The sequence below is a fragment of the Enterobacter sp. SECR19-1250 genome, from assembly GCF_013391025.1.
GTDB lineage: Bacteria > Pseudomonadota > Gammaproteobacteria > Enterobacterales > Enterobacteriaceae > Enterobacter > Enterobacter cloacae.
The window spans coordinates 1-10,789 of sequence record NZ_JACASJ010000131.1 but is presented as its reverse complement, the minus strand read 5'-3'; the positions used below and the strand labels follow the sequence as shown (position 1 = coordinate 10,789).

Here is a 10,789-nt window from a genome sequence, read left to right as displayed (position 1 = left end):
ATGCGTGATCTGATCCTTCAACTCAGCAAAAGTTCGATTTATTCAACAAAGTCGCGGATAGGGTAAAACCAGCGAATAGTAGGTACCCAGCTTCGCCTCCGGTTTATAGCGCTGCAGGAAGCCCAAAAACAGCGGTACGAATGGCGAAACCGGCGCCAGCGGGATCACCGAGGAGTCGGCGATACGGAACAGGATCTGCGCAAAGGCCGGATGGAAGCCCAGCATCATAAACATCGGCACGAAAATGGGGGCCAGAATCGACCAGATGGCGGATCCGCTGGCGATAAACATGCACAGCAGTGACGACAACAGCGCCAGACCCACAAACGCCGGGACGCCGCTTAACCCGGCGGCTTCCAGCGCATCGGTCAGGCCAACGGCCATAAATTTGCCCATGTTGCTCCAGTTAAACATGGCGACAAACTGGGCCAGCGGGAAGACCATCACGATAAAGCCCGCCATCTCCTTCATCGGCTCAATCATCAGCTGCGGCAGATCGGCCTGGCGGCGGATTTTGCCGGTGGCGATGCCATACGCGAGCGACACGACAAAGAAAAACAGGATGATCAGCGGCACAATGCCCTGTATAAACGGCGAGGGCAGGACGGTATGTTTCACCGGGTCGCGCAGGATACCGTTCTCCGGCACTACCATCAGCGCCACCATCGCGATAAATACCAGCGAGACTATCCCGGCGACGCGCAGGCCAAAGCGTTGCTCTTTGCTCAGCGTTTCCAGCTTTTCGTCACTACGGCCTTCCCATTTCCCTAACCACGGCTCGATGATCTTATCGGTAATCAGCCCGCCAACAAGCGTCAGGACGATGACCGAACTGGCCATAAAGTACCAGTTGTCGATCACGCTGACGTGCATGGCCGCATCGATTGTTTTCGCCGCCTCGGTGCTAATCCCCGAAAGCAGGACATCGGTGGTGACGATCAGCAGATTGGCAGTGAAACCGCATCCCACACCGGCAATTGCCGACAACAGACCCGCCACGGGGTGACGCCCGACGGCAAGGAAGATCAGCGCCCCCATCGGCGGCATGATTACCAGCGCGGCATCAGAAGAGATGTGGCTGAAAAACGCGATAAACAGCACCATATAGCTGGCGTAGCGTGCGCTGACGTGAGAAGCCATTTTCACCATCAGCGCGGAGAGCAGGCCAACGCGCTCAGCCAGTCCGGCCCCCAGCACCAGCGCCAGAATGGCGCCCAGCGGCGCAAAACCGCTGAAGTTTTTAATCACATTCGGTAAAAACCAGTGCAACCCTTCAATGCTCAGCAGGTTCTTTACGCTTACCATGCTGCCATCGGCCGGGCTGCGCACGCTCACCCCTAAGGCGGACAGCACGGCTGTCGCCACCATCAAAACCACGATCAACCAGATAAAAAGCAGGAAAGGGTGTGGCACTTTATTGCCGATCCTTTCAACCCAGCCATAGAGCTTACCGGATGGGGAATGCGAAGGTATGGATGACATACTCATGGGCGTTCCTCGGGACTGTTGTGTTGTTGTGTTGTATTGTGTTTTTTATTTTAAAGGTGACGGTGTCACGCCCGCAGGGATCGGACATACGTACGGTTTTTCTTGTATTTGTTGTTCGAACTCTTCACGACATTTTTTCAGCAGGTCTGCGTCCTGCAGCAGATGTAGCGCGGTGGCACCCATCACTTTCCCGGCCAGCAGCATGCCTTTATGGGCAATGGACGTTCGCCCCTGAGCCACCAGTTGCCAGGTGTGCAGCGGCGTGCCGACGGTAAAGCAGGGGCTGAAACACTGGGCGACGGGCATTTTCCAGCTAACGTCACCCACGTCCGTGGAGCCTGCCAGCACGTTATCGGTGATGGCGTAAGGCGCGACCTCGTCCACCAGCAGGGTCTCCTGGTGGCGGCGGGCAAAGGCTTTACCTTCGTTCCCCCCGGTTGCAGCAATGTTTCTGAGGCTGTTTTGCAGATCGTTTGCCGTCAGGGTGGCGCGGATCTCCCGGGCAAAGGCGCGTTCCTCCTCCGTCCAGGCTGGCGTGCCGTAATGTTGCAGGGCGCGATACATCGCCGCTTCGAGCGTGCGGTTTGGCAGGTAGCTGGAGCAGGCTTTATCAAAGCGACACTCGACGGTAGTTTCGGTCATCAACGCCGCACCCTGAGCGATCTTCTCAATGCGCGCGTAGATTTGCTGCGCGTCGGCCATCTCCGGGGCGCGGATCAGGTACAGCACTTCGGCCTGCGCCTGCACCACGTTGGGGGAGATGCCGCCGGTATCGGTTATGGCGTAATGGACGCGTGCTTTCTCGATGATATGTTCGTTGAGGAAGTTGGTGCCGGTGGTCATCAGCGTCACCGCATCCAGCGCGCTGCGCCCCAGATGCGGCGAGTTTGCCGCATGCGCCGCCACGCCCTTAAAGCGCCAGGCGGCCTGGATATTGGCCAGCGTACTGACGTTAAACATGCCGGCAAACGCTTCCGGGTGCCAGGTGACCGCGGCGTCAACATCGTCAAACAAGCCCTCACGGACCATAAACGTTTTACCGGAACCGCCTTCTTCGCCGGGACAACCGTAAAAACGCACGGTTCCACTCCCGCCGTGCTGCTCCAGCCAGCTTTTCACCGCAACGGCACCTGCAAACGCCGCGGTGCCGAGCAGGTTATGCCCGCAGCCGTGGCCGTTAGCACCGGGCGTGGTGGCGTGTGCCGTCGCGCAGTGTGCCTGCTGGCTTAATCCGGCCAGCGCGTCATATTCGCCGAGCAGGGCAATCACCGGTTTACCGCTACCGAAGCTGGCGATAAAGGCATTCGGAATGCCGCCAGCCTCACGGGTCAGGGTGAAGCCTTCCGCTTCCAGCGCGCTGGCCAGCCGCTCTGCGGACCAGAACTCTTCAAAGCGGGTTTCCGGGTGATCCCAGATTTCGTCGGCAATGTCGGTGAACGTCTGACATCGCGTGTCGATTGCATCGGCAATAAAAGCGTAGTTCTCCTGCATTACACACCTCGCGTCCAGGGGAAATTCAGCGCAGTGCGCGCCAGCGTTTCGATAGCGACGGTCATGACGCGCTCATCAAAGTCGAATTTTTCATTGTGATGTCCGGCGCTCAAATCGGTGCCAAACACCATGTAGGAGGCCATGCCGCCGTTTTCTTGCACCCGGGCCATCATCAGCGTGGCGTCTTCGGAACCGGCCGGGGCTTTAACCTTATCAATGGCCTGTTCCACACCGGGCACCTGGCTTGCCTGCTGGCGCAGATAATCCACCCAGGCAGGTGTCGGAGCGCTGGCGGTGGCAGCCCCCATCAGGCGCATCTCAGCCGTCACGCCGTACAGCGCGGCGGCACCGGTAATGACGGATTGCGCGCGTTCGAACACATACTGATTGATCGCCTCGCTCTCGCCGCGGGTTTCGACCTTAAGCAGGGCATGGGCGGGTACCACGTTGCGTCCGCTGCCGGCCTGCATCACTCCCACATTCACCCGGGAAGCCCCTTCGCTGTGTGGCGCAATGCTGTGCAGCGCGAGCGCGGCCTGGGCGGCGGCGAGCAGGGCGTTACGGCCTTCTTCCGGTTTACCGCCTGCGTGTGCGGCAACGCCGGTAAACGTCGCGTCAAACTTGGTTGTCGCCATAAAGTTATCGCTGCCGCAGATCACCGTCCCGGCAGGCACCCCGGTACCAATGTGAATGGCGGTGAAATAGTCCACCCCGTCCAGTGCCCCGGCGGCCACCATGGCGCGTGCGCCGCGAGTGCCTTCTTCGGCAGGCTGGAAGATCAGCCTGATGGTGCCGTTCAGCTGCGCTTTGTTGTGCATGAGCACGTGCGCCAGCCCAAGGCCAATCGTGGTATGGCCGTCGTGCGCGCAGGCGTGCATCATGCCCGGATTGCAGGAGGCAAAGCCGTCGCGGAACGGGCGGTGGCTGTCGTCGAGCGCTTCGCTCAGGTCGAGAGCGTCCATGTCCACGCGAAACGCCAGCGTCGGGCCGGGACGGCCGGTGTTAAGCGTGGCAACCAGGCCGGTGAAGCCGCCTTCAAACGGCGCGAGCCATTTTTCGGGCGCGCCCTGCGCACGGGCGCGGGCAAATTCTCGCGTCAGGGTTGCGTTATCCGGCAACCCCATACGGCTTTCGGCATCCACCACGTTGCGGCCCATCGCCAGGTCATAACCCAGGCTATCCAGGATCTCCGCGACCTTCGCGGCAGTCCGAAATTCCACCCAGCCGGATTCGGCAAAATGGTGAAAATCGCGACGCCATGCGCTCAGTTGCGGGGCTAAGGTTTGGATGTACTGTGCCAGTGAGTCCATATCTGTTCCTGTCATCATTAAAACATGTGAACTGCTTCACGCTGTGATAGTTTTTACTTATCACTAACCGATTTTTCACAGTTTTAACCGTTCAGGAATTACCCTCGCACATCCCTTTCCATTAAAGTAGATGACAGTTTCTTTACTCTGATAAACAACGGTTATCGGTCGGGCTATGTCATTTCAGATTAAATTTCATCAAATTCGGGCGTTCGTTGAAGTGGCGCGTCAGGGCAGCATTCGCGGCGCCAGCAGGACGCTGAATCTTTCGCAACCGGCGTTGACCAAATCGATCAAAGAGCTGGAAGAGGGCATGGCGGCGCAGCCCTTTGTGCGCCGAAGCAAAGGCGTGGCGTTAACCGAGTGTGGCGAAGGCTTCTATCAGCGCGCCAGGCTGATTCTGGAAGAGCTGCGCGCGGCGCAGGATGACATTCGCCAGCGGCAGGGCGAGCTGGCCGGGCAGATCAATATCGGGATGGGAGCGAGTATTTCGCGAAGCCTTATGCCTGCGGTTATCACCCGCTTTCATGCGCAGCATCCGCAGGTTAAGGTGCGAATTATGGAAGGGCAGCTGGTATCGATGATCAATGAATTACGCCAGGGCGAACTGGACTTCACCATCAATACCTATTATCAGGGACCTTACGATCATGAATTTACGTTTGAAAAGCTATTAGAAAAACCGTTTGCCGTATTTTGCCGGGAGGGACATCCGGCGACGGGAGCAACCTCCATTAACGATCTGCTGCATTATAACTGGACCATGCCAACGCCCCGGGGAAGTTATTATAAGCAGTTAGAGGATGTATTTAGCCATCGCTCGCAAATACCCCGCATTGGCGTGGTCTGCGAAACATTTTCGTCGTGTATCAGCCTTGTCGCACAAAGCGATTTTTTAAGCATATTGCCGCAGGAGCTGGGTTGTGACCCCCTGTTGGCGGGGCGTCTGGTTATGCTGCCGGTTGTCGAATCACTTCCAAAAGCGACGTATTATTTAATTCAGCGTCGGGATTCGCGCCAGACCCCGCTTACGGAGTCGTTAATTACGCAATTCAGACGAGAGGCGCGGGCAATCGTCTCTGCGTGAAACATCATCCATAAAAAAACAGGGCCTGTCCGACATCAGACAGACCCTTCAGTACACACAGCAGTGCATCCCTTCGCATATCCTGGATGTTATATCCATGAGGCAGGTTAATTAAGTTATAACAGCTTTCTCTCAAAATGAAAGGCGGTTGAGTGTTTGATTTTATGGATGTTTAAGCCAAATTGCGTGTTTTATTTACGCTGAAGTTTGAGTTAAGTGATGTTTAATTTTTCCCCGGCTGTCGATTGATATTCATCAGCTTGCTTTCAGCGCCACCCTACCCGGGGGAACGGCTGTTGAGGCACACCCCCCGCGAAGGTATAGTACAGGCTCAGATGTAGCCGGAGGATTTCCATGAACCCTGACGACAAATCACTGTTTCTTGACGCCATGGAGGATGTCCAGCCCCTGAAGCGCTGCGCAGATATTCACTGGCAGCCGAGCCGCAACACGCGGGCGCGCCAGGAGATTGATACCGAGCAACTGGATAACTTCCTCACCCTGGGCTTTCTGGAACTTCTGCCCCTGGATGAGCCGCTGGCATTTCAGCGTGAAGGGATACAACAGGGCGTAATGGATAAGCTGCGCTCGGGGAAATACTCCCGCGAGGCCAGCCTGAACCTGTTACGTCAGCCCGCCGAGCGTTGCCGCCAGATGCTGTATGCCTTTATTCGCCAGGCCGGACGCGACGGATTACGCAATCTGATTATCATTCATGGAAAAGGGCGCGAACAGAATGCTCATCCCAACGTGATACGTAGCTATCTGGCGCGCTGGTTAACAGAGTTTGAGGAAGTGCAGGCCTTCTGCGTGGCGCTGCCGCATCACGGCGGCAGCGGGGCCTGTTATGTTTCACTGCGAAAATCCAACGACGCGAAACAGGAGAACTGGGAACGGCACGCCAAGCGCAGCCGTTAACGGGATTAGCGCGGGCGAGGTGCTCGCCCGCGCTGAACTCAGAAGGTTTCCCAGTTGCTGTCGGTGGCGGTGCTTGCCGTGGCCGGGCGCAACAGTTGTGGTGTTTTCACATGCGTTGGGCGGGGCGCAGTGGCCTGTTGCTTACCGTTCAGACGAAATGCCGCTACCGCCTGGCGCAGCTGTTCGGACTGATCTTCCAGCGCCGCTGCCGCCGTGGCGGACTGCTGCACCAGCGCGGCGTTTTGCTGGGTGACGCTGTCCATCTGCGAAACGGCCAGGCTCACCTGTTCAATACCGCGACTCTGCTCATCGGACGCAGATGAAATCTCGCCCATGATATCGGTCACGCGGGTGACCGCCGCCACAATTTCCTTCATCGTTGCACCGGCTTCGCTGACCTGTTCAGAGCCGGTATTCACGCGGCTGACAGAGTTCTCGATAAGGCCCTTGATCTCTTTTGCCGCCTGCGCGCTACGGCTCGCCAGGGTACGTACTTCCCCGGCTACCACCGCAAAGCCACGGCCCTGTTCCCCGGCGCGTGCGGCTTCTACCGCAGCATTCAGCGCCAGAATGTTGGTCTGGAAGGCAATGCTGTCAATCACGCCGGTGATGTGGGCTATTTGCTGCGAACTGTCGGCAATTTCCGTCATCGTGCGGACAACGTTATCCACCACATGACCGCCGCGCGCCGCTGTTTCAGACGCGTTCTTCGCCAGCAGGGTCGCCTGACGGGCGTTGTCGGAGTTCTGTTTCACCGTGGCGGTCAGCTCTTCCATGCTGGCCGCGGTCTCTTCCAGCGAGGCGGCCTGTTCTTCCGTACGGGCGGAAAGATCGTTGCTCCCGGCGGCAATTTCGCCTGCGCCGGTGTAGATGGAGTCGGTACTGCCGCGTACGGCGCTGACCGTGGTGACCAGAGATTGCTGCATCTCATGCAGACCGGCCGCCAGCTGGCCCATCTCATTGCGGCCAGAGAGGGTAATATCCTGCGTCAGGTCGCCCGCCGCAATGGTACGAATATGGTTCATAATGGTTTGCAGCGGTTTTAACAGCAGGTGCTGTAAACCCTGCCAGATCACCACCAGCACGGCGATAACGGCCAGGAATATAGCCGCCAGCGTCCATTGCATCTGGGTAAAGCTGCTCTGGTTCTCTTCGGCCGCGGCTTTCAGCAGCGTGTTGTTTTCGGCGCGCCAGCGGTTATAGACCCCTTCCATATCGTCCTGTGCCTGCTGCGCATCCAGATCGCCATAGGCCTGATAGTTGTCGGCACGCAGATACTCAATCGACAGACGCATCACTTCGTGCATCTGGTTCCAGGATTTCAGCATCTCGTCGGTTAGCGCCGCACTCTGGCCGTTAACCTGCGGCAGGGCCTGCCACTGTTTGTTATAGGCTTCTGCTTTAGCCAGAGAGTTACCCGCGGTGCCAAGCAGTTTGTTGATCGCCTCAAGGGACGCCGGATCGCGCTGATTTTTCAGATAGCGGATGGCCACGCGCGTCACGGTAACGCGCGTTTTGATGAGGGTGTTAACGCTGTCACTCAGGCTCTCCTGCTGGGCATTAAGCACCCCGGAGTTCTGGAAGTTATGGCGATCGTTGCTGACGGCAGAGTAGAACAACCCTCCCGTGACAACTTGTAGCAGGCAGAATATGGTGAGAGCAAAGATAATACCGGTAATCACGTGCAGATTTTTCAGCATAGCGGTCGTCCGTAAGAAAGTGCAGGGGTACACAAATACTATCGTCGTCTAAAATTTAAACTTTAATTTAACTCGCGCTTAACTATGGGTTCTGGTCGGGAACCTGTTGTAAATCCGGATCTTTTTTATGAGGAAGGTGAACATGAGCAGCATCGATAAAAGCGGGACATACGCGCTGGGCACACGCACGGTTAAACGGCTGGGTTACGGCGCAATGCAGCTGGCCGGGCCGGGCGTTTTTGGGCCACCGAAGGACAAAAATGCCGCGCTGGAAGTGCTCCGGGAAGCCGTGGCGGCGGGCGTGAATCATATCGATACCAGCGATTTTTATGGTCCGCATGTGACTAACCAGCTGATCCGCGAGGCGCTGCATCCGTACCGGGACGATCTTACCCTCGTCACCAAAATCGGTGCGCGACGCGATGATAAAGGCGCCTGGCTGCCGGCCTTTTCCGCCCAGGAGCTGACCCAGGCGGTACACGACAACCTGCGCAATCTGCAGCTGGATGTGCTGGACGTGGTGAACCTGCGGATTATGTTTAGCGCACACGGACCGGCGGAAGGCTCGATCGCTGAACCGCTGTCCACCCTGGCAGAGCTACAGCAGCAAGGGCTGGTGCGACATATTGGTCTGAGCAATGTCACCACCACGCAGGTTGCCGAGGCGCAGAAGATGGTGCCCGTGGTGTGTGTGCAAAACATGTACAACATCGTGAACCGTAGTGACGATGCGCTGGTGGATTCGCTTGCGCAGCAGGGGATTGCTTATGTGCCGTTCTTCCCGCTGGGCGGTTTTACGCCGCTGCAATCTTCCGGGCTGCAGGCGGTGGCGGACGACCTGGGGGCGACACCGATGCAGGTTGCGCTGGCCTGGCTGCTGCAGCGTTCTCCGAACATTCTGCTGATCCCGGGAACCTCTTCCGTGGCGCATCTGCGGCAAAACCTCGCGGCAGGGGAGCTGGTGTTACCGCCTGACGCGCTGGCTACGCTGAATGCGCTGGTGTAATCACGTATAAACAGAGCCCGGAGGGATCCGGGCTTTGTTATTTAACGATCGGCAGATCGGAATAGCGCGTGGTGTAGCAGGGCGACAGCATATCCCGCTTCATCGCCCAGGATTTCACCGCCCCCTGGCCCGCAAACCACACAGACCCCCGGCCTGAACGGTTAAGGCGGTCGATAACCTGCATCAGGGCTGTACTGTCTGGCCGCGGTGGGTGTTCATCAAACAGGCTAAGTTGCGCCACGCCCTGACTGAAAAAGTCACTGAGCATGACGCCTGCTTTCATATAGCGATGCCCCTCTTTCCAGATTCGGTTTAATGACTCGATAGCTACCCTGATAATATCCCGCGTATCGTTGGTGGGGATCGTCAGCTTGCCGGAGGCCTGGTTACCATAAAAAACCTCGTCCTCTGCATGCGGGCTGGTGCGAATAAAGACGCTGATATAGCAGCAAAACTGTTTCTCTTCGCGCAGCTTCTCGGCGGCGCGTTCGGCATAGGCGCAGATCGCCTGGTGCATATCGTCATACCGGGTGATACGGCTGCCGAAGGAGCGGCTGCAGATGATTTGTTGCTTTGTTGGCGAAAACTCTTCCAGCGCCAGACACGGTTCACCGCGTAACTCGCGGGCGGTTCTTTCCAGCACGACATTAAAGTGTTTACGGATCACCCAGCTTGAACATTCCGCCAGATGCAGGGCAGTCTCGATCCCCATCAGATTCAGTTTTTTGCTGATCCTGCGCCCGACGCCCCACACTTCGCTGACCGGTACCAGTGACAGCAGTTTACGCTGACGATCGATATTCGATAAATCCACCACACCGTTGGTTTTCTTCCAGGTTTTGGCGGCATGGTTAGCCAGCTTGGCTAAGGTTTTGGTGGGCGCGATACCGACCCCGACCAGCAGGCCGGTCTCTTTGTACAGGCGCTGGCGGATAGCCTGACCGAACGCCTCCAGAGACATACACTGGCTGACGCCCGTCAGATCCAGAAAGGCTTCATCAATCGAGTAGATCTCCACTCTCGGGGCCATCTCTTCGAGAATGGTCATCACCCGGCGGCTCATATCCGCATACAGCGCATAATTGGAGCTAAAGACGTGTACCTTCTGGCGTCTCAGCTCATCCTTCAGCTTGAAGTAGGGACCGGCCATGCCGATCCCCAATGCTTTTGCTTCTGCTGAACGTGAAATGATACAGCCGTCGTTGTTTGAAACGACCACCACGGGTTTCCCCTTAAGGTCGGGCCGAAACGCCGTCTCGCAGGAGGTGTAAAAACTGTTTACGTCAACGAGCGCGAACATGGCGGTTAGCTTTCAGGGTAAACGTCACAACGCCGAAGATCTCCAGCTCGTCTTCTGCGGCAAAAACGACCGGTGCGTAGTCAGGATTATGGGGGATGAGCTGAAGACGCGGATGCGTTTGCAGCTCCTTCACGGTAAATTCGCCCGCGACCGCCGCAATCACAATATCGCCATGAACGGCGTTTAACGAACGGTCAACCACCAGCAGGTCACCATGGCTGATGCCTGCGCCGATCATCGAATCACCGCTCACCCTGACAAAATAGGTCGCGCTGGGGTGTTTGATCACCAGCTTGTTCAGATCAAGGCTATCCTCGACATAATCCTGAGCAGGGCTGGGGAAGCCACAGGGCACCCGCTCCATAAACAACGGAAGCAATAACGTGGCATCAGGCCCCAAAGGAGAGATCAACTGCATAATGGTTAACTCATATTGTCGCGGTAGGGATACCCGTTACCGGATACCCCCCGCACAGATCCCGGCGTGCG

General features: G+C 57.4%; 8 protein-coding genes and 1 pseudogene. 3 read left to right on the top strand and 6 right to left on the bottom strand.

What is annotated here, in order from left to right; all coding sequences use genetic code 11:
- Positions 1–54: 54 nt before the first annotated feature.
- The 3 genes and pseudogenes from abgT to HX884_RS23165 all read right to left on the bottom strand — a co-directional run.
- Positions 55–1,488: pseudogene (abgT, locus tag HX884_RS23175) on the bottom strand (p-aminobenzoyl-glutamate transporter); the annotation flags it as partial.
- A 45-nt stretch (positions 1,489–1,533) separates the two neighbouring features.
- Entirely contained in the window at positions 1,534–2,979 is a 1,446-nt protein-coding gene (locus HX884_RS23170; RefSeq protein WP_058651529.1) for a M20 family metallopeptidase, read from the bottom strand.
- The gene (locus HX884_RS23165) at positions 2,979–4,289 is read right to left on the bottom strand and encodes a M20 family metallo-hydrolase (RefSeq protein WP_178328866.1); all 1,311 of its coding nucleotides are present in this window, start codon (positions 4,287–4,289) and stop codon (positions 2,979–2,981) included. The genes HX884_RS23170 and HX884_RS23165 overlap by 1 nt, the downstream gene beginning before the upstream one ends.
- 175 nt (positions 4,290–4,464) lie before the next feature.
- Here HX884_RS23165 and HX884_RS23160 point away from each other — a divergent pair, with 175 nt between their 5' ends.
- Both HX884_RS23160 and smrA read left to right on the top strand, forming a co-directional pair.
- On the top strand, positions 4,465–5,376 hold the full coding sequence (locus HX884_RS23160) for a LysR family transcriptional regulator (protein WP_178328865.1): 912 nt from the start codon (positions 4,465–4,467) through the stop codon (positions 5,374–5,376).
- Positions 5,377–5,730: 354 nt separating this feature from the next.
- Positions 5,731–6,294, top strand: coding sequence for a DNA endonuclease SmrA (smrA, locus tag HX884_RS23155; protein WP_013096859.1), 564 nt, complete (start codon positions 5,731–5,733; stop codon positions 6,292–6,294).
- Between the two features lie 38 nt (positions 6,295–6,332).
- Here the strand turns inward: smrA and HX884_RS23150 are convergent, their stop codons facing one another.
- A complete protein-coding gene (locus HX884_RS23150; protein WP_178328864.1) occupies positions 6,333–7,994 on the bottom strand; it encodes a methyl-accepting chemotaxis protein in 1,662 nt (553 codons plus the stop codon).
- 142 nt (positions 7,995–8,136) lie between these two features.
- Between HX884_RS23150 and HX884_RS23145 the strand changes: the two genes are divergently transcribed.
- A complete protein-coding gene (locus tag HX884_RS23145) occupies positions 8,137–9,000 on the top strand; it encodes an aldo/keto reductase family oxidoreductase (RefSeq protein WP_095427155.1) in 864 nt (287 codons plus the stop codon).
- Between the two features lie 37 nt (positions 9,001–9,037).
- On the opposite strand, the gene umuC is transcribed toward HX884_RS23145, so the two are convergent.
- Together umuC and umuD are read right to left on the bottom strand one after the other, a co-directional pair.
- The gene (gene umuC / locus HX884_RS23140; RefSeq protein WP_023620348.1) at positions 9,038–10,300 is read right to left on the bottom strand and encodes a translesion error-prone DNA polymerase V subunit UmuC; all 1,263 of its coding nucleotides are present in this window, start codon (positions 10,298–10,300) and stop codon (positions 9,038–9,040) included.
- Positions 10,284–10,718, bottom strand: a complete 435-nt coding sequence (gene umuD / locus HX884_RS23135; protein WP_029882790.1) for a translesion error-prone DNA polymerase V autoproteolytic subunit — start codon at positions 10,716–10,718, stop codon at positions 10,284–10,286. The genes umuC and umuD overlap by 17 nt, the downstream gene beginning before the upstream one ends.
- Between the last annotated feature and the right edge of the window lie 71 nt (positions 10,719–10,789).

Coding starts and splice junctions, on each gene's coding strand:
- HX884_RS23170 (WP_058651529.1), bottom strand. CDS start 2,979: ATGCAGGAGAACTACGCTTTTATTGCCGATGCAATCGACACGCGATGT.
- HX884_RS23165 (WP_178328866.1), bottom strand. CDS start 4,289: ATGGACTCACTGGCACAGTACATCCAAACCTTAGCCCCGCAACTGAGC.
- HX884_RS23160 (WP_178328865.1), top strand. CDS start 4,465: ATGTCATTTCAGATTAAATTTCATCAAATTCGGGCGTTCGTTGAAGTG.
- smrA (WP_013096859.1), top strand. CDS start 5,731: ATGAACCCTGACGACAAATCACTGTTTCTTGACGCCATGGAGGATGTC.
- HX884_RS23150 (WP_178328864.1), bottom strand. CDS start 7,994: ATGCTGAAAAATCTGCACGTGATTACCGGTATTATCTTTGCTCTCACC.
- HX884_RS23145 (WP_095427155.1), top strand. CDS start 8,137: ATGAGCAGCATCGATAAAAGCGGGACATACGCGCTGGGCACACGCACG.
- umuC (WP_023620348.1), bottom strand. CDS start 10,300: ATGTTCGCGCTCGTTGACGTAAACAGTTTTTACACCTCCTGCGAGACG.
- umuD (WP_029882790.1), bottom strand. CDS start 10,718: ATGCAGTTGATCTCTCCTTTGGGGCCTGATGCCACGTTATTGCTTCCG.